This window comes from Chryseobacterium hilariae (assembly GCF_051400735.1).
GTDB lineage: Bacteria > Bacteroidota > Bacteroidia > Flavobacteriales > Weeksellaceae > Chryseobacterium.
Map to the genome: position 1 here is coordinate 64191 of NZ_JBLFFJ010000005.1, position 22450 is coordinate 86640.

26 protein-coding genes and 1 tRNA gene are annotated in these 22450 nt (G+C 37.1%); 4 read left to right on the forward strand and 23 right to left on the reverse strand.

Annotated elements, in window-relative coordinates; translation table 11 throughout:
* From nuoK to ACMGDK_RS15165, 14 genes are all read right to left on the reverse strand, one after another.
* Positions 1 to 330: an NADH-quinone oxidoreductase subunit NuoK gene (gene nuoK, locus ACMGDK_RS15100; protein WP_099765818.1), complete on the reverse strand. Its 330-nt coding sequence runs from the start codon at positions 328 to 330 to the stop codon at positions 1 to 3.
* A 4-nt stretch (positions 331 to 334) separates the two neighbouring features.
* Positions 335 to 832 (reverse strand): NADH-quinone oxidoreductase subunit J family protein, encoded by a 498-nt coding sequence (locus ACMGDK_RS15105; RefSeq protein ID WP_034703568.1) that lies wholly within the window; start codon positions 830 to 832, stop codon positions 335 to 337.
* Positions 832 to 1389 (reverse strand): NuoI/complex I 23 kDa subunit family protein, encoded by a 558-nt coding sequence (locus ACMGDK_RS15110; protein WP_116012812.1) that lies wholly within the window; start codon positions 1387 to 1389, stop codon positions 832 to 834. Before ACMGDK_RS15110 ends, ACMGDK_RS15105 begins: the two co-directional genes overlap by 1 nt.
* A 111-nt stretch (positions 1390 to 1500) precedes the next feature.
* The gene (nuoH, locus tag ACMGDK_RS15115) at positions 1501 to 2565 is read right to left on the reverse strand and encodes an NADH-quinone oxidoreductase subunit NuoH (RefSeq protein ID WP_436808721.1); all 1065 of its coding nucleotides are present in this window, start codon (positions 2563 to 2565) and stop codon (positions 1501 to 1503) included.
* A gap of 91 nt (positions 2566 to 2656) precedes the next feature.
* A complete protein-coding gene (locus tag ACMGDK_RS15120) occupies positions 2657 to 3655 on the reverse strand; it encodes an NADH-quinone oxidoreductase subunit G (RefSeq protein WP_436808722.1) in 999 nt (332 codons plus the stop codon).
* Between the two features lie 43 nt (positions 3656 to 3698).
* A complete protein-coding gene (locus ACMGDK_RS15125) occupies positions 3699 to 4589 on the reverse strand; it encodes a hypothetical protein (RefSeq protein ID WP_436808723.1) in 891 nt (296 codons plus the stop codon).
* 11 nt (positions 4590 to 4600) lie between these two features.
* Positions 4601 to 5959 carry an NADH-quinone oxidoreductase subunit NuoF gene (nuoF, locus tag ACMGDK_RS15130; protein WP_116012816.1) on the reverse strand — a complete coding sequence of 453 codons (1359 nt, stop codon included), beginning with the start codon at positions 5957 to 5959 and terminating at the stop codon, positions 4601 to 4603.
* Positions 5960 to 5971: 12 nt separating this feature from the next.
* On the reverse strand, positions 5972 to 6481 hold the full coding sequence (locus ACMGDK_RS15135) for an NADH-quinone oxidoreductase subunit NuoE family protein (protein WP_040996940.1): 510 nt from the start codon (positions 6479 to 6481) through the stop codon (positions 5972 to 5974).
* A gap of 109 nt (positions 6482 to 6590) precedes the next feature.
* Complete coding sequence (locus ACMGDK_RS15140) at positions 6591 to 7814, reverse strand: NADH-quinone oxidoreductase subunit D (protein ID WP_436808724.1); 1224 nt, start codon at positions 7812 to 7814, stop codon at positions 6591 to 6593.
* 69 nt (positions 7815 to 7883) lie between these two features.
* A complete protein-coding gene (locus ACMGDK_RS15145; RefSeq protein ID WP_436808725.1) occupies positions 7884 to 8378 on the reverse strand; it encodes an NADH-quinone oxidoreductase subunit C in 495 nt (164 codons plus the stop codon).
* A 7-nt stretch (positions 8379 to 8385) separates the two neighbouring features.
* Positions 8386 to 8946 carry an NADH-quinone oxidoreductase subunit B gene (locus ACMGDK_RS15150; protein ID WP_054512956.1) on the reverse strand — a complete coding sequence of 187 codons (561 nt, stop codon included), beginning with the start codon at positions 8944 to 8946 and terminating at the stop codon, positions 8386 to 8388.
* Between the two features lie 102 nt (positions 8947 to 9048).
* Positions 9049 to 9420, reverse strand: coding sequence for an NADH-quinone oxidoreductase subunit A (locus tag ACMGDK_RS15155; protein WP_048502955.1), 372 nt, complete (start codon positions 9418 to 9420; stop codon positions 9049 to 9051).
* Between the two features lie 121 nt (positions 9421 to 9541).
* Positions 9542 to 9718 (reverse strand): hypothetical protein, encoded by a 177-nt coding sequence (locus ACMGDK_RS15160; RefSeq protein ID WP_436808726.1) that lies wholly within the window; start codon positions 9716 to 9718, stop codon positions 9542 to 9544.
* Positions 9719 to 9823: 105 nt separating this feature from the next.
* On the reverse strand, positions 9824 to 10957 hold the full coding sequence (locus tag ACMGDK_RS15165) for a GTP cyclohydrolase (RefSeq protein ID WP_436808727.1): 1134 nt from the start codon (positions 10955 to 10957) through the stop codon (positions 9824 to 9826).
* A 105-nt stretch (positions 10958 to 11062) separates the two neighbouring features.
* On the opposite strand from ACMGDK_RS15165, the gene ACMGDK_RS15170 reads away from it, so the two are divergent.
* Positions 11063 to 11773 carry a zinc metallopeptidase gene (locus tag ACMGDK_RS15170; protein ID WP_436808728.1) on the forward strand — a complete coding sequence of 237 codons (711 nt, stop codon included), beginning with the start codon at positions 11063 to 11065 and terminating at the stop codon, positions 11771 to 11773.
* Here ACMGDK_RS15170 and ACMGDK_RS15175 read toward each other — a convergent pair.
* The 9 genes from ACMGDK_RS15175 to rbfA form a co-directional block, all read right to left on the reverse strand.
* The gene (locus tag ACMGDK_RS15175) at positions 11770 to 12429 is read right to left on the reverse strand and encodes an IMPACT family protein (RefSeq protein ID WP_436808729.1); all 660 of its coding nucleotides are present in this window, start codon (positions 12427 to 12429) and stop codon (positions 11770 to 11772) included. The genes ACMGDK_RS15170 and ACMGDK_RS15175 overlap by 4 nt on opposite strands.
* A gap of 63 nt (positions 12430 to 12492) precedes the next feature.
* Positions 12493 to 12675, reverse strand: a complete 183-nt coding sequence (locus ACMGDK_RS15180; RefSeq protein WP_436808730.1) for a bacteriocin-like protein — start codon at positions 12673 to 12675, stop codon at positions 12493 to 12495.
* 38 nt (positions 12676 to 12713) lie between these two features.
* On the reverse strand, positions 12714 to 12878 hold the full coding sequence (locus tag ACMGDK_RS15185) for a bacteriocin-like protein (RefSeq protein ID WP_436808731.1): 165 nt from the start codon (positions 12876 to 12878) through the stop codon (positions 12714 to 12716).
* Positions 12879 to 12941: 63 nt separating this feature from the next.
* A complete protein-coding gene (gene ribD, locus ACMGDK_RS15190) occupies positions 12942 to 13967 on the reverse strand; it encodes a bifunctional diaminohydroxyphosphoribosylaminopyrimidine deaminase/5-amino-6-(5-phosphoribosylamino)uracil reductase RibD (protein ID WP_436808732.1) in 1026 nt (341 codons plus the stop codon).
* A gap of 62 nt (positions 13968 to 14029) precedes the next feature.
* Positions 14030 to 15835, reverse strand: a complete 1806-nt coding sequence (locus ACMGDK_RS15195; protein ID WP_436808733.1) for a DUF349 domain-containing protein — start codon at positions 15833 to 15835, stop codon at positions 14030 to 14032.
* Between the two features lie 75 nt (positions 15836 to 15910).
* The gene (locus ACMGDK_RS15200) at positions 15911 to 16648 is read right to left on the reverse strand and encodes a shikimate dehydrogenase family protein (protein WP_436808734.1); all 738 of its coding nucleotides are present in this window, start codon (positions 16646 to 16648) and stop codon (positions 15911 to 15913) included.
* A gap of 61 nt (positions 16649 to 16709) precedes the next feature.
* On the reverse strand, positions 16710 to 18497 hold the full coding sequence (locus tag ACMGDK_RS15205; RefSeq protein ID WP_436808735.1) for an endonuclease: 1788 nt from the start codon (positions 18495 to 18497) through the stop codon (positions 16710 to 16712).
* Positions 18498 to 18566: 69 nt separating this feature from the next.
* Positions 18567 to 19772 (reverse strand): ABC transporter permease, encoded by a 1206-nt coding sequence (locus ACMGDK_RS15210; RefSeq protein WP_436808736.1) that lies wholly within the window; start codon positions 19770 to 19772, stop codon positions 18567 to 18569.
* Between the two features lie 3 nt (positions 19773 to 19775).
* Positions 19776 to 20135, reverse strand: a complete 360-nt coding sequence (rbfA, locus tag ACMGDK_RS15215; RefSeq protein ID WP_436808737.1) for a 30S ribosome-binding factor RbfA — start codon at positions 20133 to 20135, stop codon at positions 19776 to 19778.
* 95 nt (positions 20136 to 20230) lie between these two features.
* Here rbfA and mce point away from each other — a divergent pair, with 95 nt between their 5' ends.
* The 3 genes from mce (at position 20231) to ACMGDK_RS15230 (ending at position 22282) form a co-directional block, all read left to right on the forward strand.
* Entirely contained in the window at positions 20231 to 20629 is a 399-nt protein-coding gene (mce, locus tag ACMGDK_RS15220) for a methylmalonyl-CoA epimerase (protein ID WP_436808738.1), read from the forward strand.
* Positions 20630 to 20691: 62 nt separating this feature from the next.
* Positions 20692 to 20765: transfer RNA gene (locus ACMGDK_RS15225), tRNA-Ile, on the forward strand.
* Between the two features lie 359 nt (positions 20766 to 21124).
* The gene (locus tag ACMGDK_RS15230) at positions 21125 to 22282 is read left to right on the forward strand and encodes a tyrosine-type recombinase/integrase (RefSeq protein WP_436808739.1); all 1158 of its coding nucleotides are present in this window, start codon (positions 21125 to 21127) and stop codon (positions 22280 to 22282) included.
* Positions 22283 to 22450: the final 168 nt, after the last annotated feature.

The window sequence follows — 22450 nt, forward strand, 5'->3', positions numbered from 1 at the left end:
TTATCCTCTTAATTTATTAAATATACTAACATCTACAGAACGGGTATTTCTATACAGCATAGCAATAATTGCCAGACCTACCGCTACTTCAGCGGCGGCTACCACCATAATGAAGAAAACTAAAAGCTGTCCGTCTCCGTTTCCTTTATAGGCTGAAAAAGCAGCTAATAAAAGGTTTACAGAATTCAGCATAAGCTCTACACAGCCCAAAATAACAATAGCGTTTTTCCTCAACAATACTCCCAATACTCCCAAAGAAAACAATACTGAGGAAAGAATGATGAAATAGTTAAGAGGGACGCTTTGTATAAATGTATTTACTTCTCCCATAATTTTATAAATCTTTTTTACCGATTAATACCGCACCTACAATACCTGCCAAAATCAGGATAGAAGCAAGCTCAAACGGTAAAACATATTGATTAAACAAAAGTCTGCCCAGATTTTTAGTAAGACCTACACCCTTGTCTACATTCTCAACAACAATGTGATTGTCCTGAACACCTCTGAATACGCCTAAAACTCCAATTAATAAAAGGCCGGCTGTAAAAACTCCAACAAATTTTAAAGTATTGTTCTTCTTACTTTCGTCTTGTTTATTAAGGTTAAGCATCATCAGGATATAAAGGAATAATACCATGATGGCTCCTGCGTACACTATAATCTGAATGATTGCAAGGAACTGGGCATTCAGAAGAATGTACATTCCCGCAATTGAAAACATCGTAACAATTAATGACAGAATAGCATAGAGAGGATTTCTTGCAAATACAAAATATACTGCACTAGCCACTGCTAAAAACGCCACCAAGAAAAATAAAAACTGATCCATTATTTTACCGCATTTTTTTGTTTCTCGGACTGTCTTGTCGTAATATCAATCCTTTCATTTATTTTTTCAACCAATTTATCTTTTCCATAGATGAAAGATCCTCTGTTGGTTTCTACATCCACTAATCTGTCTGTAAGATAAATAGCAGATTTTGGACAGGCCTCTTCACACATCCCGCAGAAAATACATCTCAGCATATTAATTTCGTATACTGATGCATATTTTTCTTCTCTGTAAAGACCTTTTTCCTCTTTTGTTCTTTCTGCAGCCGTCATGGTAATGGCTTCTGCAGGACAGGCTACAGCACAAAGTCCGCAAGCCGTACATCTTTCCCTGCCTTCTTCGTCTCTTTTCAGAACGTGCTGACCTCTCCAGATGGTAGTTCTCGGTTTCTGTACTTCCGGATATGAATATACTGCGGGAGCACCTTTTATCACGGTTCTTACAGCATGCTTAAATGTAATCCCCATCCCTGTAAAAATAGCAGGAAGGTAGATTTTTTCAGCAAGGGTCATTTCTTTTTTGGAAACAACTTTTGATCTGTTTGTAAGTTTCATTTAATTATAGATGTTAGATGTTAGACGTTAGATGTTAGAAGATGGAAGTGGGCTTTTGTTCCCGCATCACCATATTATCACATCATCACATCATCTCATTTTCAAATTATTCTAGTTGGCAAATGCTAAAATTACAGCACCTGTAATCAATAGGTTTACTAATGCCATTGGGATCAGAGTTTTCCATCCTAAGTGCATCAATTGGTCATATCTAAATCTTGGAAGCGTCCATCTGATCCACATAAAGATCAGAATTCCGATTACCGTTTTTGTTAAGAATGCTACGATACTCAAAATTCCTGCAGCGTTTTCACCCCAGTTCTGAGTTACCCATTCAATTCCAGGATAGTTATAACCACCGAAGAAAAGAACAACCATAAAAGCATTGGAGATAAACATGTTCACATATTCACCGAACATATATAATCCCAGTTTCATGGAAGAATATTCCGTAGAATATCCTGTTACCAGTTCAGATTCACATTCAGGTAAATCGAAAGGGTGTCTGTTGGTTTCTGCCAAAGCAGCTACAAAAAATACAAGGAAGGCAATCGGCTGATAGAAAATATTCCAGTTTAAACCGGAAACCCAAGGAATAACTCCCCATAACTTTCCATTAGTCTGACTTTCCGTAATTTCTTTTAAATCCAAACTTCCCGTCATCATGATAATAGAAAGCAATGCTAATCCCATCGCCAGTTCGTAAGAGATCATCTGCGAAGAAGCACGAATAGCACCTAATAATGAATATTTGTTATTCGAAGCCCATCCTCCGATCATGATTCCATATACACCGATGGAAGCCATTCCGATGATGAAAAGTACACCAACATCAATATTTGCTACTTGTAAATCATAAGAAACTCCACCAAAATTCAAGGTTTTACCCCAAGGAATAACCGCTCCTGTGATTAATGATATAAACATTACCAAAGCAGGCCCCAATACGAAAAGGAACTTTTCAGCATTGGCAGGGGTAAAGTCTTCTTTGAAGAAAAACTTTCCACCGTCGGCAAGAGGTTGCAGTAATCCGAAAGGTCCGGCTCTGTTGGGACCAATTCTGTCCTGCATGATAGACGCTACTTTTCTTTCTGCCCAGGTAGAGTAGGCCGCTATTGTAAGAGACAACAGGAAAAGCGCCAGTACAAGTATAATTTTAAATGTTAGTAAATCCATTTTATTTTAATTTAGATACTAGATGTCAGTTGCCAGATTCAGATTTAAAATCTGATGTCTGATGTCTGAAATCTGATGTCTTAAAGATTAATTATTTTTCGTCTTTTTCACTGATTTCTTTCGCCATAGGATTGTCTAAAATTCTTAGCTCATCCTTAGGTTTTTCGTAGTGGTTCAATGAAATTACTGAGTGTCTGTCGATATGTCTAGGACCTTCAATATTCCAGTCAGAAAGCTCTTTTCTTTCAAAACGGCAAGTGTCGCAGATAAATTCTTCCACTTCTCCCCACTGATCTTTTCTGGCAGTAACTCTTACAATTTCGTCACCTTTCATCCAAACTACGGCTTTTCCTGAACATTTATCACATTTGCAGGTAGCATTCATTGGTTTTGTGAACCAAACTCTGCTTGCAAAACGGGAAGTTCTGTCTGTTAAGGCTCCAACCGGGCAAACATCAATAATGTTTCCGATGAAGTCGTTATCCAAAGCTTTATTTAAATAGGTGGAAATTTCGGCATGATCTCCTCTGAATAGAATCCCGTGCTCTCTTTCACCTGTTAACTGGTTTGCAGCCAATACACATCTTGCACAAAGAATACAACGGTTCATATTCAGCTTGATATTCGGACCAAGATCGTCTGCTTCGTAAGTATTTCTTTCAAACTCGGTTCTGGTTTCAAGATTTCCGTGCTCATAGCCAAGGTCCTGAAGATGACATTCCCCAGCCTGGTCACAGATAGGACAGTCCAGAGGGTGGTTCACCAATAGGAATTCGGTAACGGCTTTTCTTCCTTCCTGAGCTTTTTCAGACGAAAGATTTTTTACTTCCATACCGTCCATTACGTTAGTTCTGCAACTAGCGACTAATTTTGGCATAGGGCGCGGATCTGCTTCCGATCCTTTTGAAACTTCAACCAAGCAAGTTCTACATCTCCCTCCGCTGGTTTCCAATTTGCTGTAATAGCACATTGCAGGAGGTACAGACTTTCCACCGATTTGTCTGGCAGCTTCCAAAATAGAAGTTCCAGGCAAAACTTCAGTAGTCTGTCCGTCTATAGTTATTTTGAATTTTTTAACCTCTTCGCTCATATTCTATGCTTTCGCTTATGCTTTTAAGGCGTTAAGCTATATTTTAATTATACTTCTTCGTGTTAAATGTATATCCGACTCCTGCAAGGACCTGTCCGAAAACAAAATCCTGACGGGCTTTATCCGGCTTGTTATTTAATGTAGTTTTAATATCCCACATATTGATATATCCTGCTTTTGCCTCTGCTCTGATCATCCAGTTTTTCCAGAAAACCATGTTAAGACTGGTTCTAAGGTCGGTTCCCATCCCTGCAACGTGAAAACGGTCACTTCTTTCATTCCCAAAAAGCCTTACATTACTTTTAGGAAACATTACCCCGATTCCTGCTCCATAAGACCATACCAAATCTATATTTTTCTTATGAATAAGATTTCTATATTTCTCAAGACCTAAATTTTCATAATTAAGTCCGTCTGTATGCTCGAAAGTAAGGAACTCTGTATCTGCTAGATTTACCTGTCCGTTATGTACCATCGCTGCATATTTAGGATCTGAAATTGTTCCTGAAAAATCAACCGTCTGGTCCTGCTTCATTACATATTTCATATGATCGATTCCTAAAACAAGGGCCAGGTTATCTTTTATAAAATATCCTATTCTGAAATTGTACTGCGTTACGGTAAACCAGCTTGGATCAAAATAAACGATCCCAAATTTTGTAGGTTTATCTCTTGCCTGTACATTATTCAACTGAAAATCATAACCGTTTCCGGTAAAATGGATATCCGAGTTACTAAAAGCTCCTCTGTTCCAGCCAAAGAAAACAAACACTTGTCCTTTCTTGCTCAAAGGATTGGGTTTCTGTTTCTTTTCAGTTTTATCTTTATAAGGAGCTACCTCCAGTTTATATTCTTTATTTAATGTATCTTTTTTTACTTGCCCAAAAGCAACAAGTCCCGACATCATTAAGCCGACAACCAATAACTTCTTCATCAATTTTTTAACTACGCATTTTTTTCAACAGCCGGAATTGGGTCTGCATAATTTGCCAATCCATAATTTTGTGTTTGTGATAATTCCGGGTTTTTAATATGCCATTCAAATTCATCTCTGAAATGGCGAATTGCTGCTGCAACCGGCCAAGCTGCTGCATCACCCAACGGACAGATCGTGTTTCCTTCGATCTTTCTCTGTATATCCCAAAGAAGGTCAATATCTTCCATTTTTCCTTCTCCTTTTTCAATTTTTTTCAAGATTTTGTACATCCATCCTGTTCCTTCACGGCAAGGTGTACATTGTCCACAACTTTCGTGATTGTAGAATCTCGCTAAAGTCATGGTGTGCTCCACAATACACTGATCTTCATCTAAAACGATGAAACCTCCTGAACCCATCATTGTTCCGGTAGCGAAACCGCCGTCAGCCAATGATTCATAGTTCATGTATCTTGGTTCTCCGTTTACGGTTCTTAATAATAGGTTGGCAGGAACAATCGGAACAGAGCTTCCTCCCGGAATACAAGCCTTTAGCTTTTTCCCGTTGGCAATACCACCGCAGTATTCATCAGAATAGATGAATTCTTCAACAGTAATGGTCATGTCGATCTCATACACTCCAGGTTTGTTAATGTTTCCACAAGCCGAAATTAATTTCGTTCCCGTAGATCTTCCTACCCCGATTTTAGCGTATTCTGCTCCTGTAATATCAATGATCGGAACGATAGCTGCGATAGATTCCACGTTATTAACCACCGTTGGTCTTTCCCAAAGTCCTTTTACAGCCGGGAATGGCGGTTTTAATCTTGGGTTTCCTCTTTTACCTTCAAGAGATTCAAGCAATGCAGTTTCTTCACCACAGATATATGCTCCTCCTCCTCTCTGAACGTAAATTTCACAATCGAAGCCGGTTCCCATGATATTTTTACCTAAAAATCCTGCTGCTTTGGCTTCTTCAATCGCTTCTTCTAAAATATCAGGAATCCATGAGTATTCTCCACGGATATAGATATAAGAAACGTTTGAACCTAAACAGAAAGAGGATATAAGCATTCCTTCGATCAGTAAATGAGGAAGGAATTCCATCAGATATCTGTCTTTGAAAGTTCCCGGTTCAGATTCATCAGCATTCACAACAAGGTGCCTTGGCACGCCTTCCGGTTTGGCCAGAAAGCTCCATTTCATTCCTGTCGGGAATCCAGCTCCACCACGTCCACGAAGTCCTGAAGCTTTTACTTCTTCAAGAATTTCATCGGGGGTCATTTTCAAGGCTTTTTCTGCTGCAGTGTAACCTCCCTGTTTGCGGTAAGTTTCAAAGTAGCGAATGCCTTCTATATGTGCATCTTTAAGTAAAAGTTTTTTACTCATCGTATATTTTAATTAATCTAAAGCAACCTGTCCCTGTCTGCAAAGATCAAGGATTTCGTCTACTTTTTCTATCGTTAAATTTTCATGAAAGAATTTTCCTAACTGCATCATTGGTGCGTATCCGCAGGCTCCAAGACATTCAGCAGGTTTTAGGGTAAACATACCGTCTTCAGTAGTTTCTCCGTCTTTAATATTCAGCTTGGTTCTGATATGATCAAGGATCTTTTCGCTTCCGCAAACCATACAAGGCCCCGTTCTGCATACTTCCAAAACATATTTACCAACCGGCTTCATATTGAACATGGTATAAAAAGTAGCTACTTCATATACTTCAATTGGCTTAATACTTAATAATTCAGCAACATAATCCATCACAGGAACGTCTAACCATCCTCCGAATTCTTTCTGTGCTAAGTGAAGTACAGGAAGAAGAGCAGATTTTTGTCTTCCCTCAGGATATCTTGCGATAATTTTGTGTACCTGTTCTAAACTTTCCGGTTTAAAAGCTATTGTTTCGCTCACTTTTTTAAATTTTAAATTTTGAATTTTAGATTTTGAATTCTAAAAAATTTCAATTTTTATATTAGTTTGGATTAATCTAAAATTCATAATCCAAAATTTATAATTTTTATTATGCGTCTAATTCCCCCGCAATGATATTCATACTACACATCGTAACAATCGCATCTGAAATTACAGAACCTGTGATCATTTCAGGATATGCCTGGTAATAGATGAAGCATGGTCTTCTGAAGTGAAGTCTGTACGGGCTTCTTCCTCCGTCGCTCACTAAATAGAAACCTAATTCTCCGTTTCCGCCTTCTACAGCATGATAAACTTCTCCTTTTGGCACATCGGTTTCTCCCATAACGATTTTGAAATGGTAGATCAAAGCTTCCATTTTCTGATAAACATCTGCTTTTTCAGGAAGATAAAAATCAGGAACATCCGCATGGAATGGTCCTTCAGGAAGGTTGTCGTATGCCTGATTGATAATTTTAAGGGATTCCCAGATTTCCTGCTGACGAACCATGAAACGGTCATAAGTATCACCTGCAGTTCCTACCGGAATAATGAAATCGAAATCTTCGTAAGAAGAATAAGGCTGCGCAACTCTTACATCATAATCCACGCCTGCCGCACGTAAGTTTGGACCTGTAAAACCGTAGCTTAAAGCTCTTTCCGCAGAAATTGCTCCTGCTCCGATGGTTCTGTCCATGAAAATCCTGTTTCTTTCCAATAAAGTACAGAATTCTTTAAATCTTGGCGGGAAGGTTTTCAGGAAGTCTTTTAATAACTCATGGAATTTTGGGGTGAAATCTCTTTCAAAACCTCCGATTCTTCCCATATTGGTCGTCATTCTCGCTCCGCAAATCTGCTCGTACATATCATAAATACGTTCTCTTTCGATGAACATATAGGTAAGACCTGTAATAGCTCCTGAGTCCATCCCGGTTACCCCGTTACAGATCAGGTGATCGCCGATTCTGGCCAATTCCATTAAAATAACACGCATATAATCCACACGCTTTGGAACTTCAACGCCGATCAGCTTTTCTACTGTCATGTGCCAGCCAAGGTTATTGATTGGTGCTGAGCAGTAATTCATACGGTCGGTAAGAGTAGTGATCTGAGAATAATTTCTTCTTTCAGAAATTTTTTCAAATGCTCTGTGGATATAGCCTACTGTTTGCTCCGCGTGAAGGATTCTTTCTCCGTCCATCGTTAAGATGTTCTGGAAGATCCCGTGGGTTGCAGGGTGGGTAGGTCCCAAATTGAGGGTGTAAAGCTGCCCGTCAATCTGTTCCTTACTTTCGTATTGGTTAAGTATATTAGATAATGAGTTATCTTTCATAATATATAATTGATAATCGATAAGCGATAATTGATCATAAACCAATCATCATTAATCATTTATATTTTTTTATCTTCCGAACATATTATCATCCTTATCTGTTCTGGTACCATCTTCAAGACGGTATTCCTTCAGCATCGGGTGGTATCCGAGATCTTCCATATTCAGGATCGCTCTCAGGTCAGGATGTCCTTTAAATTTAATTCCGTAGAAATCAAACGTCTCTCTTTCCATCCAGTTGGCTCCGGCAAATAAATCTACAAGAGAATCTACTTCGATATTTTCTCTGGACATAAAGATCTTCAGACGTAATCTGACATTAGCCATCATATTGTGCAGATGATACACGACACCGATTTCCTTGTCCGGAAATTCAGGATAATGGATACCGCAGATATCGGTAAGGAAATTGAATCCCAACGATGAATCTTTCAGATAATGAATAATCTTTTTGATATCATCTTTTTTTACTTCAATAGTTAACATTCCATAAGGCTCTGAACTAGAGATTACAGATTCCGGAAATTCTCTTGTGATTGCTTCTAATACAAATTCGTTCGTCATTTCCGTTTTAGTTGCTAATGTTGTAAGAATCTAACAATTTTTGGTATTCAGGCATATCTCTTCTTCTGATGCTTTCGCTTTCTGCCAAAGCCTGAACCTGCATTACGCCTTCAATAATCTGCTCCGGTCTTGGAGGGCATCCCGGAACATAAACGTCAACCGGAATAATTTTATCGATTCCCTGTAAAACAGAGTAGGTGTCAAAAATACCACCGCTGGAAGCGCAGGCTCCAACAGCAACCACCCATTTTGGCTCAGCCATCTGAGTGTAGACTTCTTTTAGGACAGGTCCTAATTTTTTAGATATAGTTCCGCAAACCATCAGCATATCCGCCTGTCTTGGTGAGAAAGAGTTTCTTTCCATACCAAATCTTGAAGCGTCATACGTTGGGTTTAGGGTAGCCATAAACTCGATACCACAACAAGAGGTTGCAAATGGTAACGGCCAAAGAGAGAATTTTCTGGCCATCCCGATTACACTGCTCAGTTTCGTTGCGAAAAACCCTTCTCCTTCAAATCCTTCGGGAGCAGGTGCATCTGTTCTTATTACTGGTTTTTGATCTGACATTTTTTTTGATTTAATGATTTTAATTTAGATTCTAAATTGGTGTTAATGTTAACTTAACTCTAATTTTCCTGATCTAAAATTGTCATTTAAAATTTCTATTCTTTATTTATCCCAATCTAATGCACCGCGCTTCCAGACATAGAAAAATGCCATGAAGAAAATTGCCACGAATGTAAGTACAGCAAGGAAGCCTTCCATTCCGAATTCTCTGAAGTTTACAGCATATGGATAAAAAAATACGATTTCAATATCGAAAAGCACGAATAATACCGCCGTCAGGAAATATTTAATGGAGAATGGCGTTCTCGCATTTCCTTCTACAGGAACTCCACATTCCCAGCTTTGGTTTTTTACAGAATTTCCTTTTTTCTGTTTTGGTCCCAGAAAATGGGCTCCAAGCAAAGAAACGGCTACGAATGCGATAGCTACACCTGCTTGAATAAGGATTGGAATATAACTTTCAGGTAAATTCATTTTTGCATTATTATCTCAATTTGCAAATTTAGCGAATAAACAAGAAAGCATGAAATTAATAAGCTTAAAAGTGGGATTAAAATAGGGAAAAGCGGTAATTTAGAATCAATAAAAATAGCACTTATTTCTTCATTTTTTTGAGGAGAGAGTAGGCCATGAACGATATGTATCCAAAAAGAATGCTGGCAAGTGTTATATTAACTACGGTATTCATCCGGTCGTCTTCGATCTGAAAGAAGAAGTTGTAAGCGATAAATATTGCAATCAGAACAGCAAAAACAATAAGATGTGGTTTCATAGGGTAAATTTACGAAAAGAATTCAGGCTTTCAGGTACATTTTTAAAGCGGAAAGTATGAGTTATCAGCTTCCGGTTTAAAATAAGTCACTAATAACTCATTTTATCACTGATCATTAATCGTTAATGAATAGGTTCTTCTTCTTTTGTGATTGACTGGGTTGTAGTCCTGCCAAAGCACCTGAACGCTTTTATTTTCTTCCAGTTCGGGATTGGTTTCGGCAAAATCAATTCCCATGCTGGTAAAACGTACAAAAATTTCTTTGAATATAATGGCGGTAACACCTCGTCTTTGATATTCGGGATGAATTCCGATCAGGTAAAAGTTCGCACGGTCATTTTTCTTTCCTGCCTGTAAGAAGTGCCACCAACCGAAAGGAAAAAGCTTTCCTTGAGATTTCTGTAACGCTTTTGAATAAGAAGGCATTGTGATGGCAAATGAAACCAATTCGTTATTTTCATCCACTACGCAGATTACATAGTTTTTGTCTATAAAAGGAAAGTATTTTTCCCTGTAAGTCTGTATCTGTTCGTCCGAAATAGGAGTGTAGGTTGAAAGGTGCTTATAGGTTTCGTCAAGCAGCTTAAACATAGGTTCTACAAACGGAAGGATCTCCTGTTTTGATTTGAAATTGAGGACTTTAAGTTTGTATTTCTGTGCAATTAACCCACTGAATTTTTCTACTTTTTCCGGTAAAACCTTTGGGAAATTCATTTCATATTCCACCCATTCTTTTTCTTTGGTCAGTCCAAGATCTTCCAGGTGTTTTGGGTAATATTCATGATTATAGATTCCTATCATGGTGGCCAGCTTATCAAAACCCATGGTAAGCATTCCTGCTTTATCAAGATTCGTGAAGCCCATTGGACCCTCAATTTTGTCTATGTTGTTTTCCTTAGCGTAATCTATTGCTTTTTGAATCAGTGCCTGAGAGACTTCTTTATCATCAATGAAATCAATCCATCCAAAACGTACTTTTTTGATGCCTAATTCCTTTTCTTCCTTGTGATTGATGATTACGGCTATTCTGCCAACCACTTTATTATCTTTTAGGGCAAGAAACTGCTTGGATTTTGAATAATTTAAAGCCGGATTTTCTTTTGCGTCCCAAATCTTAAATTCGTCTTTGATAAAGGAAGGGACATAATAAGGGTTATTTTTATAAAGATCCATTGGAAACCTTACGAATTTTTTTAAATCGCTTTGATTTTTCACTTCAATAACTGAAACTTTAGACATAGATAAAAGGATAATTAGAGAACAAATATAGATAATAAAATGTAATACTTTGGCACAGTTTTTACATCATTATGCTTAAAATTTAAACACAAAAATCTATATAAAATGACGGGTTATTATATCATTATCGGTCTTTCAATGCTGATAAGCTGGTGGGTTTCGTCCAGATTAAAATCGAAATTTAAATACTATTCCAATGTACATCTTAGAAATGGGCTTTCAGGAAAAGAAATTGCAGAAAAAATGCTGAGAGATAACGGAATCACTGATGTACAGGTAATTTCTGTTCCCGGTCAGCTGACGGACCACTATAATCCGGCAGATAAAACTGTTAACCTTTCAGAAGGAGTCTATATGCAAAGAAATGCGGCTGCTGCTGCAGTGGCAGCACATGAGTGCGGACATGCAGTGCAGCATGCGGTAGGATATTCGATGCTGAATCTGCGTTCAAAACTGGTTCCTGTAGTTAATATAAGTTCAAATCTGATGCAGTTTGTCCTTATCGCAGGGATCGGGATCATGGCAGCAACAAGATCAATCGATGATCCAAATGGAAATACCACAGTTCTGGCGATAGGTGTGGCAATGTTTGCGATGACTACACTTTTTGCTTTTATAACTCTTCCTGTAGAATATGATGCAAGTAACAGAGCAATGAAATGGATTAGGGATACAGGAACAGTTACTCAGGAAGAATTTGTCGGGGTACAGGACAGTTTGAAATGGGCAGCAAGAACTTATGTTGTGGCAGCACTCGGATCGCTGGCTCAGCTTCTTTATTGGGGTTCGTTACTTCTTGGCGGAAGAAGAAATTAATCTTTAAATTCAAATGAAACATACTGCATCTCGGATAATTTATCCGAGATGCTTTCTTTTTGGGCTAATTTTAAAGAAGCGGTGAGGATGCAGTTTTCATCGGCATCAAAATTCAAAACCTTAGCATCAAATTTAGAGAGTAGAGTGAAAATAGTATTCTGCTGATTGAAGTTGAACTGGATTTCAATTTCTGTTTCAAGCTCTTTTGTAATGATACTGGCTTCTTCCAGGGTAATCTTTGCACATTCTTTATAGGCTTTTACAAGTCCTGAAACGCCGAGTTTTGTTCCGCCATAATAACGGACCGATATAACCAGAACATTGGTGATTTCATGGGCTAAAAGCTGATTGTAAATCGGGAGACCGGCACTTCCGGATGGCTCTCCGTCATCATTTGCCCGGTAGTTTTCACCTTCCAGGCCCATTCTGAATGCATAACAGTGATGGGTAGCCTTAGGATGTTCGGTCCGGATTTTTTCCAATGCTTCTTTCAGCTCCCTTTCGTTATTGACTGGAAAGGCAAATCCGATGAACTTGCTTCCTTTTTCTTTTAATAAAATGTTCTCTATGGGTTTTTCTATGGTTTTATACTCGAACGTCATTATAGCCGGCTTTATAAATGCAAAAGTATAAAATGCTTTAATATTCTGCATCATGATCATAAATTAAGCCGTCAAATCTTGACGGCTTATCTATTTTTTAAATGTAAAATCTTATTTTTAAATTTCAGCTCCGCACAGATCGATTGGGATCAGGCACATATAGCTTGTTGGGCCGCAAAAATCCTGAGGACACTTGTCTCTGCATCTGGTAGGTTCTCCATTAGGTAATGTACATGTTACAAAAACACCTCCTTTAATGCTTTTCATATTGGCTCGGGATACTTTTTTCAAATTTTTCATGGTAATATTTTTGTTTGATTAATTTGTACGATTTAATATTAACATGGAAATGTTCCTTCTATCCACGGTGGCGGGCAGCTCATACTTGATGGAGTTGCACAGCAGTTTTGTAATGAAGGCGGATAGTAAGAACAGCATTGAGGAGAAATACCACCCTGAACTGTTTTAAGTTCTTGTCTTGAAACTTTTTTTAGATTTTTCATAGTATTATTTTTTTGTAAAACTAATGTAAATAAATTATTTCAATTGACGGTGATAAAATGATTTTATTTTGCTTTAAAAATTGATATTGTATTATCTCTCAAACTTTCAATTCTGTTAGCGATATAATTAAATTCTGGCGCTTTTGTTCCGTTTTCAAGTTTCAGATTTTCATTTTTAATGACAATGGCTTCATCCCAAAGGTTAGCATTAATAAATTGCTGTAATGTAAAAAGGCCGCCTTCAATAATAACAGACTGTATATGTTCATTGTATAGTGCTTCCAGTAGTTCTGGAATGAAATTATCCCTGTTAATTTTAATAAATTGGATATGCCCTTCGGTACCTTTTTTTTCAGAGTTTACAACCAGTGTTTTTGCTTCACTATTGTAAATATTGAAACTGCCAGGAATTTTTAAATCAAAATCAATAAGAATTCTGACAGGGTTTACTCCTTCAGCATTTCTTACGGTCAAACTTGGATTGTCATTTAAAGCAGTTTGTGTCCCAATTAAGATAGCATGTTCGTCCGCTCTTAGTTGATGTACAAATTGATTGACCAAAGAATTTGAAATAGCTGTTGGTTTAAAATCTTTATCTAAAAACCCGTCTCCTGATTCTGCCCATTTTAAAATGATGTATGGCCTTTTCTTTTCATGATAAGTGAAAAATCTTTTATTCAGTTCAATACATTCTTTTTCCAGTATTCCTGAAACAACTTCTATGCCTGCATCCTGAATGATTTTTTTTCCTTTGCCGTTCACCTTATCATGAGAATCCATAGCGCCAATGACAACTTTCCTGAAACCAAGTTCTTTAATTTTTAAAGCACATGGCGGCGTTTTTCCGTAATGGGCACACGGCTCCAATGAAACATAGATAGTAGACTCCGGTATAAGATCTTTATTTTCTACAGAATTGATCGCATTAATTTCAGCGTGGTTTTCTCCGGCTTTATGATGGTATCCTTCCCCGATGATTTTTCCGTTATGGACGATCACGCTGCCTACAAGAGGGTTGGGGTAGGTTTTGCCCAGTGCTTTTTGAGCAAGCTCAATACATCTTTTTATGTATAATTCGTCGTTGTTCATAATGTAAAAAGAAAAAGCGAAGACAAATTTCTTTGCTCCGCCTTTTTATATTGTTTAATAGATTAATCTCCGGCAATGATATTGTGAAGATTCTGTCTTAAAGTTTCCAGATGAGCCTTCTTCTCGTCGATTGTATTGAACGTATCTCTAAGAAGAGGATTTTCTCTTGACGGCTTGTTAAAGAATGCCAGGTTATTTTCAAGTTTTACAATCTCACCTTCAAGATCAGAAATCTGGCTCTTGATCTTTCTGGCCTTGTCTGTAAGCTGGTTTTCCGTTAAGCCTTCCTCTTTCAGCTCAAGCTCGTTGATCTTATTCAGCTTCAGCTTTTCTCTTAACGTTCTGTTGAACTCGGTATTGATTGAGATTTTGTCTCTGGGTACTTTTCCGATATTGTTCCAGGCGGTTTTTATTGCTTCAATTCTTTCAATACTGCCTTCGTCATTGGAAACGGTTTTCAGATCTTCAAGAATTTCTTTTTTCTGCTTATAGTTCTCTTTCCAGTTATCGTTGGAAGCATTGTTTTTCTCTCTGTAATTGTTGAAGAACGTATTGCATGCATCACGGAACTCGTCCCAGATTTTATTGGTCATGCTCTTTGGAACGTGCCCGATTTTTTTCCAGTCTTCCTGAAGCTTTTTAAACAGAGGAACGGCGATGTCCCATTCTTCATTGTTCATATTGTCCTGAGCAGTCTGGATCAGTTTTAATTTTTCTTCCAGATTGGTTTGCTGAGAACCTTTGAGCGATTTATAATAGTTATTTTTTGTTGTATTGAAAGCTCTGAGTGTTGTTTTGAAATCATTCCAGTTCTGATTGGAAAGTTTTCTTGGAACGCTTCCTGTTTTTAAAAATTCTGTGCGAAGATCTTCAACTCTTTTGATGGAATTCTGCCAGTAGCTGTGGTTAGGAGTTTCGGAAGGCTCAGACAGTTTTTTGATCTCTGCGATGATCTGGTTTTTCTTTTCAAGATTATTATTCTGTTCACCTTCAATAGCTGCAGAAAGTTCAGATTTTCTTTCGTGGATCTTGTTGGAGATTTCTTTGAACTCTTCCCATGTTTTTTCACGGAATTCTTCTGCTACAGGTTCAGCTTCTTCTTTCCAAAGCTTGTGAAGATACTGAAGCTCGTTCAGGGCTTTCTGAATTACAGGCTCACTTTCCAGTTCTTTAGCACGCGCAATGATGTGCTGTCTTTTCTCTAAATTATGACTGAATTCCTGCTCCAGAAATTCTTTATTCAGGTCCAGCATCTGATAAAACTGGTTCAGATGGTGGAAATAATTATTATTAAGGATCTTGAATTCAGATTTTGCAACCTGGCCGGCTTTTGACCATTCTTCTTTGATTTCACGAATGGATTTGAAGAGATTGGTTCCTGGTTCAGAATTGGTATAAAGATTTTTAAGTCTTTCTATAATGCTCTGACGGTGATCCAGGTTTTTCTTCTGCTCTTCATCCTGAGATTTCTGGTAGCTGTCATGTTTTTCCCTGAAAATATTAACTAAAGCAGAGAATTTGGACTGTAAAGGATGCTCGTAGCTGAAATTCTCAGGAGCATTTCCGCCTTCTACATATTCATGCTTTTTGTCTTCCACCTCATCATGAATGTAATGATTTGCTTTTTCTTTTAACTGATTGAATCTTTTGAAATTCTCGCCGGCATTAGCCGAGTTGATGATGGTTTCCATTTCTTTTAAAGCATCAGCCAGAGAAATATCATCAGCATGATCCTCTTCCAGGTGTTCTGCATCATCTTCATGAGTGCTTTCACCATGAGATACAGGTGTTTCGGGTGTTTCTTCTGGAGATAGTTCGTTAGAATTTTTGTTTTCTTCGTTTTCAGAAAGATTGTTTTCTGTAATCATAGCAAATCTTTTATGTGAGTGGCGTTAATATCCTTTTGTATATAGCAGTAAAGCCAATTAAGGTACTAATTTAGTTTATTTTTTTTGAAAATTCCAAATTTCCCAAGCTTTTTCTGCTTGCTGTTCAAGCATATAATAACCATTAACTGTTTTGGCTCCTTTTTCGGAGGCTTTAATGATGAATTGAGTGTAGTTCGGGTTGTAGATCAGGTCAATAATCAGATGTTCCGGGGTGATTCCTTCAAAAGGGAATTCCAGGCAGTCTTCCACATTCGGGAATGTACCTACAGGAGTACACTGGATGATGATCTTATGGTTCAGGACCGTTTCGCTATCCAGATTCTTAAAATTGATTTCGGAATTTCTGGAAATGGTAATTGATGGAATTCCATGCTTATCCATAATATATTTCACAGCTTTTGCGGCACCTCCGTTTCCCAGAATCAATGCTTTGTCCTGATGGGATTTTTTATGGAGCAAAAGTGTTTTTTCAAAACCGAAAGCATCAGTATTGTAACCTGTTTTTTTACCATCTCTGATCAGCACACAATTGACTGCACCAATCTTCTCTGCTTCATCGCTGAGTTCGTCAAGATAATCAACAATTTTTTCCTTGTAAGGAATGGTAACATTGAACCCTAAAAGCTCCGGATCGGTAAGGAGATGTTCTATTTCATTAATTTCATTCAGGTCAAAAATATCGTAAGTAAAGTCTTTCAGCATCAGCTTCTGGAACTTGTCTTCAAAGAATTTTTTAGAAAAGGAATAGGAAATATTCTTTCCTATCAGTCCTAGTTTTTTATTGGAATCCATGTATCAAAAATAAAAAAAAGACCGAATAAATCGGTCTTTGTTATCAAATATTTTTTACAGTTTAGTCTACAATGAATTTTGTAGAAAAACGGTCTGTTTTCAGAATGTAATTTCCTTTAGTAAGTCCTTTAATATTGATCTTATCTGAATCTTTAAACGGATTTGCAATTATTTCAATCAGTTTTCCTGAAAGGTCATAGATCTCAGCTTTTAAGATTTTGCTTAAGTTTTCACCTTTTACAAATAATTCGTTGTTTTTTACCGGGTTAGGGTAGATGGTGAATTCAGACTTGTCTTTCTTAACATCAGAGGTTCCTAATGTACCTAAACATGTCCATGTAAGGTCATCTAATGCCACTCTGTTTCCAGTTTGAGGTAATGGATTGATAATTTTAATCACCACATTTCCACTTACATTAATATTGTTGATCGTGGTAGTGGTCTGTGCTGTACTGAAAGGAATAGTTCCTACATTTACATCGTTTATCTGAACGGTAAGATTTCCGGCAGTTCCTGAATATTTCAGCTGAGTGGTTAAGGTTAAACTTTGAATTCCTCCTGAAATGGATGAACTTGTTAAGTTTCCGTTTCTGATAGTAATTGCTTTTCCGTTAATGGTTTCGTCTGTTCTAGCATCCGTTGCAATCCATGTAATACCAGCGTTTGTCCATGTTCTGGTTCCATATCCGCTTGCGGTAGGGATGTTTGAAAAGTTTTCTGTCCCGCAGCTGGTATTTCCAGGCTGTCCTGCCAACGTAGTTCCATTTGCATTGTTACTTGGTGGAGAAGAGTTTCCCGAAGCGTCTTTAGCAATGACATAGAAGGTATAAGTAGTAGACGGTGATAGTCCCTGAACAGTTGCTGTAGTTCCTGCAACTGTAGTTTTCAGTATTCCATTAGCATAAACATCATAAGCTGTAACACCAATATTATCTGTAGCAGAAGTCCAGCTTAAAGAAATAGTATTCGAAGTTGGGTTCTGAGTAATAAGATTAGTGGCAGCAGTTGGAGCCTGCGTATCTATAACCGGTGTTCCCCAGATCTGTTCAGCATAAGAAGGATTGTCAATAAATGGATTTCTGTTTCCCTGATAAGTATAAGATGCATTGTTTCTGGAAATCTCTTCAGGAGAAACAGGATCTATTGCATGCCATATCAAAAGCTGGTTCAGCTCCCATGGCTGAAGCCCCGGATAGGTAGATCCACCCAGCATATTCCCGGTACTGAAACCTGGAAGTCCAGCTTCATATCTCGTAACAAAATAGAAGATCATTCTGGCTACGTCACCTTTAAAAGCATCGATAGGTTCAAATACAGTTCCTCCATATCCAGGAGATATTGAATTTCCGAGTTTAGATCCGTTTTCTGATGTAAAAGAGGCAATTTCTACTTTACCGAACGGGTAGTTTGATCTCATACCATTCACTTTTCCATCAGTTGCGCGGATGAAATGAATATCTGATACCATTGGATTGGCTTCATCGAACAGGCTTTGAGGTACGATATGCTCTCTGTTGTAGCAGTCTCCTTCGTTGTTATACCCACTACTGCCACATTGGTTTGTACCTAGAGTGTATGTGTAAGGGTCCGGACTGTTTGGCTTTTCAGAATAAATATCCAGAATAGTTCCGTCATTTTCGTAAAAAAAGTCACGATCAGTCGTTGCGTAGCCTGTCCATAAGCCACCGTAACCATTGTCCTGATGGCCTTGCTCAATTATGCCTTTAAGTGCAGTTTTAAGTGGAGCACCCGTATGTCCGGCAGCTGCATTATAATAACCGGGAGGAGCCTGTGCTGAAGCAAAAATAAACATAATACCCAGCAGAAAAAAAGATAAAATTCGTTTCATTTAAAAAAAATTGGGCCGTAAAGGTACAAAAAATTGAAAATGGACTGATTTTATTTCAAACGGGATATGTTAACTTTTAGTAATATAGTCTTTGCTGATTTTGGAAAAGAACCACGAAATGATAATTCCGAATAGGGAAGCGGTAAATGCTACAATAAGATAATTTTTTCCAACGATTTTTACAGGGAAAGGGAGTATTTCATTAGCTCTGAAAAATTCCGTATAAAGTTGGAAATAACAGAGTAAGGTTCCTGCAATTAACCCAGAGATCACTCCGGAAATCACTATAAGAAGTCCGGTATAGAAATAAGTCATTCTTAGATGACTGATCGGAAAACCTAGTGAAATAAGGGATCTTGACTGCTCTCTTTTGTCAAGCTGAAGAATGATAATTGCTCCGGCCAGATTGAAGGTCGTAATGAAGATCACCAATGCAAAGATGAGATAGATGAACAATTTTTCTGTATTGATCATCTTCCAGAATGCTGCATTTTCTTCTTCCTTGGTTTTTATTTCAATATTCTTCCCCAATGAAGTAAGAAGACTCTGCTTTACGGCATCAGCATTTTCTGGATTTTTTAATTTGATTACAATCTGGTACGCTGATTTTTTTGGAAGGCTGAGTAATTCTTCGGTAAGTTCTATTGGTGCAATGATATAACTGTCCAGCTGCTCTTTTCCCGGAAAAACTCCTGTCACGAGAAAGTCTCTTTTATTATAGATGTCTTCCTCCTTGTTAATGATACCTGTTCCCGGCTTGGGCATAAAGATTGTAGCGTAGTTGCTTGTAGAATCTATGGGAATCGAAAGCCTGTTGTGCAGGTTCGTTTCCATCAATACTTCATTGGAAAATTCGAAACTTGGGTAAGTTCCATAGAATACATCTTTATCAATAGGATTAACTCTTATATAAGCGGAATCAACTCCTCTTAAATAAGCAATATCACCTTTGCCTTTATAATTGACATATACTTTTTCCTCAATGACCCGGGAAAAACTGCTGATTGCTTTGTTGTTTTTTAAAACTGTAGTAACCTTATCCAAATCTTTCACTGTTTTTCCTGAAATACTTTTCAGGGTGAGATCAGCGTGAAGGTTGGAAATCAGGTCTTTGTTCAGGGTTTCAAGGCCTGAGAACACTGAAATAATCACGAACATTGCAGTCACGGCAACCGTCATGGCACCTACCGAAAGCCACGTAATAAACGTCACGGCGGTGCTTCCCTTTTTAGCCAAAAGGTACCTGGATGCTATGTAAAATGCAATATTCTTCAAGATCTATAAAACCGGATTGTCGCCTTCGCCTCTTAGTTCTCTTTCTAATTTTTCAACATCATCAAGAGCGGTGTCCAGATAAAAGTTAAGCTGCGGAATTATACGTACCTGTTTTGCCATTTTCTGGCCGATAAAATTTCTGTACTGAGGCTTATTCTCTTCAATTTCTTTCATCACCGCAGAACGGAATTCCTGCGGGAAAATGCTTAAATAAATTTTAGCAATACCCAGATCTGCCGATATTTTTACATCTGAAACGGATATCAATATACTCTGCTTGCTTTCTGAAGCCTGTTTGCGGAAAAGCTCTGCGAAGTCTTCCTGGATGATCTGTGCTACTTTTCTTTGTCTGTTACTTTCCATAAGTTATGCAAATTTAGTACTTTTGTTTGAATTGATACCTTTGAAATTCAGCTCCGGGCATCAAATTTACGATTTAATTATATTTATTACTATTTATGAAGCTAGAACATATCGGTATTGCCGTAAAATCTTTAGGAATTTCAGACGACCTTTTCTCCAGATTATTAGGAAAAGAATCTTATAAAAAAGAAAGTGTGGAAAGAGAAGGGGTAGTTACTTCTTTTTACGGAACGGGAGAAAGCAAAATCGAGCTGTTAGAAGCCAGTAATCCGGAAAGCCCTGTTTCAAAATTTATTGATAAAAAAGGTGAAGGTATCCATCATTTAGCATTTAGTGTGGAAAATATCCTTGAAGAGGTAGAAAGATTAAAAAAAGAAGGTTTCCAGTTTATCTCCGAAGAACCTAAAGAAGGAGCTGATAACAAATTAGTTGTCTTCCTGCACCCAAAATCCACGAATGGAGTTCTTGTAGAACTTTGTCAAGAAAAGCAATAAAAAGTTTTGTGGTGAAAGAAATTTTGCTATTTTTGCAATCACAAAATTTAACCAAGTTTTGAGGTCCTATAGCTCAGTTGGTTAGAGCACCTGACTCATAATCAGGTGGTCCCTGGTTCGAGCCCAGGTGGGACCACGGTTTTGAAGATAGACAATTCTTCGAAAATTTCAGAAGCCCCTATTTTAGGGGTTTTTTTATATTTATAAGTTATTGTTTGTAGACAAAAATAGTCATCGTTCCCAAGATGACTTTCCCCTATCGTTTCCCCCTCAGATTAAACAGCAGTATTTTCAAAAGAAATGCTATTACCTGATTCTGGTATAATATGACCTATTGTCAATTTAGGTTGAAAAATAAAAATAAAAACGTAAAATATTGATTTTCAGTAAATTAAATTTTAATATTTGAAATATTATACCTAAATTAGCTGATTTTTTCTTCTTCAAAATCTCTACTATAGTTATTGAGAATATAAACAAACAAATATTTTCGTTATGAATAACTATTCAATCAAAATTGTCAGAAGAACTGATAAACAAAATGCTAAAGGAGAAAATCCACTGATTTTACAAATCATCATTAATTCCCGTTCAAAGAAGATAGGTTTAAAAGAATCTATTGATCCTAAGTTTTGGGATGATAAAAACTCCAAAGCTATTGGTAAAGGATTTAAAAGTTTAAATGTTAAGTTGAATAAAATAAAATCAGACTTAGAAGCGCATTGTAGCTTAAAAGAAGCTGGAGGAGTATCTATTACGTTTGATTTAATTGATCGGTATTTCAAAGGAAAAAGTGACAATGATTTTTATCAACTTTTTGATGAAATTGTCAAAGCTAAAGGGCTTAAAGAAGCTACATCTTATAAATATTCGTTATTAAGAAAAAGACTTAAAAGTTATAAGTCGAATATTTGTACTTCAGATATTGACTATAATTTTGTGAAAGGCTTTGATTCATATTTGAAAAAGTTGGAACTGAAAGAAGGTGGTGCTGTTTACAACATGCACAAATGTCTGAAATCTATTATTAATCAAATCTACTTAATGCAGAAAATTAGTTTTTCTCCGTATAATAACTTTAAGTTTAAAGGTCCAAAAGTGAATGATGAGTTTTTACACGAGGAAGAGGTCGTACGTTTAAGAAATCTAGAATTGGATGAAGAACAAATTAAAAAGTATAAATTAACAAAAGATATGTTTCTATTCTCTTGTTATACTGGATTGAGATTTAGTGATTGTGATCAATTATTAGTTAAAAATGTTGATTTAAATAATTCGGTAATTTCAATCGTTCAAAAGAAAACTGATGATATTTTAAAAGTTCCTTTTAGCGCACAAGCTAAAAAGGTCTTATGTAAATATATAATCGGTAAAAAGAAAGATGAGAAGATTTTCCCCAGTATCACTAATCAGACTATTAATAATAAATTAAAGGATTTAGCTTATTTAGCTAAGATTAATAAAAGAGTTCATTTTCATCTCGCCAGACATACGTTTGGGAGTAGCTTAGTAAATTCGTACAATATTCCTTTGCCTTTAGTTAGTAAATTATTAGGTCATAAAAATATTTCCAATACTTTAATATATACTAATTCTAATTTTTCCATACTTAGAGATGCTATGAAAAACTTTAGTTACGGTAAAAAATCGTAATTTCGTAGAAGATAAAAATATAATTAACATAAAAGCGTAAGCTATCGCATTGGTACAGGAAAACCGCTAAACTTCTTAGATAACCAAATTCGATAGGCTTACGCCCGTGTCATCTATTGGCGTGGGCGATAAGTCATATCTGGTTATCGGGTTCTTAGCGGTACCTCT

Coding starts and splice junctions, on each gene's coding strand:
- nuoK (WP_099765818.1), bottom strand. CDS start 330: ATGGGAGAAGTAAATACATTTATACAAAGCGTCCCTCTTAACTATTTC.
- ACMGDK_RS15105 (WP_034703568.1), bottom strand. CDS start 832: ATGGATCAGTTTTTATTTTTCTTGGTGGCGTTTTTAGCAGTGGCTAGT.
- ACMGDK_RS15110 (WP_116012812.1), bottom strand. CDS start 1,389: ATGAAACTTACAAACAGATCAAAAGTTGTTTCCAAAAAAGAAATGACC.
- nuoH (WP_436808721.1), bottom strand. CDS start 2,565: ATGGATTTACTAACATTTAAAATTATACTTGTACTGGCGCTTTTCCTG.
- ACMGDK_RS15120 (WP_436808722.1), bottom strand. CDS start 3,655: ATGAGCGAAGAGGTTAAAAAATTCAAAATAACTATAGACGGACAGACT.
- ACMGDK_RS15125 (WP_436808723.1), bottom strand. CDS start 4,589: ATGAAGAAGTTATTGGTTGTCGGCTTAATGATGTCGGGACTTGTTGCT.
- nuoF (WP_116012816.1), bottom strand. CDS start 5,959: ATGAGTAAAAAACTTTTACTTAAAGATGCACATATAGAAGGCATTCGC.
- ACMGDK_RS15140 (WP_436808724.1), bottom strand. CDS start 7,814: ATGAAAGATAACTCATTATCTAATATACTTAACCAATACGAAAGTAAG.
- ACMGDK_RS15145 (WP_436808725.1), bottom strand. CDS start 8,378: ATGACGAACGAATTTGTATTAGAAGCAATCACAAGAGAATTTCCGGAA.
- ACMGDK_RS15150 (WP_054512956.1), bottom strand. CDS start 8,946: ATGTCAGATCAAAAACCAGTAATAAGAACAGATGCACCTGCTCCCGAA.
- ACMGDK_RS15155 (WP_048502955.1), bottom strand. CDS start 9,420: ATGAATTTACCTGAAAGTTATATTCCAATCCTTATTCAAGCAGGTGTA.
- ACMGDK_RS15160 (WP_436808726.1), bottom strand. CDS start 9,718: ATGAAACCACATCTTATTGTTTTTGCTGTTCTGATTGCAATATTTATC.
- ACMGDK_RS15165 (WP_436808727.1), bottom strand. CDS start 10,957: ATGTCTAAAGTTTCAGTTATTGAAGTGAAAAATCAAAGCGATTTAAAA.
- ACMGDK_RS15170 (WP_436808728.1), top strand. CDS start 11,063: ATGACGGGTTATTATATCATTATCGGTCTTTCAATGCTGATAAGCTGG.
- ACMGDK_RS15175 (WP_436808729.1), bottom strand. CDS start 12,429: ATGATGCAGAATATTAAAGCATTTTATACTTTTGCATTTATAAAGCCG.
- ACMGDK_RS15180 (WP_436808730.1), bottom strand. CDS start 12,675: ATGAAAAATTTGAAAAAAGTATCCCGAGCCAATATGAAAAGCATTAAA.
- ACMGDK_RS15185 (WP_436808731.1), bottom strand. CDS start 12,878: ATGAAAAATCTAAAAAAAGTTTCAAGACAAGAACTTAAAACAGTTCAG.
- ribD (WP_436808732.1), bottom strand. CDS start 13,967: ATGAACAACGACGAATTATACATAAAAAGATGTATTGAGCTTGCTCAA.
- ACMGDK_RS15195 (WP_436808733.1), bottom strand. CDS start 15,835: ATGATTACAGAAAACAATCTTTCTGAAAACGAAGAAAACAAAAATTCT.
- ACMGDK_RS15200 (WP_436808734.1), bottom strand. CDS start 16,648: ATGGATTCCAATAAAAAACTAGGACTGATAGGAAAGAATATTTCCTAT.
- ACMGDK_RS15205 (WP_436808735.1), bottom strand. CDS start 18,497: ATGAAACGAATTTTATCTTTTTTTCTGCTGGGTATTATGTTTATTTTT.
- rbfA (WP_436808737.1), bottom strand. CDS start 20,135: ATGGAAAGTAACAGACAAAGAAAAGTAGCACAGATCATCCAGGAAGAC.
- mce (WP_436808738.1), top strand. CDS start 20,231: ATGAAGCTAGAACATATCGGTATTGCCGTAAAATCTTTAGGAATTTCA.
- ACMGDK_RS15230 (WP_436808739.1), top strand. CDS start 21,125: ATGAATAACTATTCAATCAAAATTGTCAGAAGAACTGATAAACAAAAT.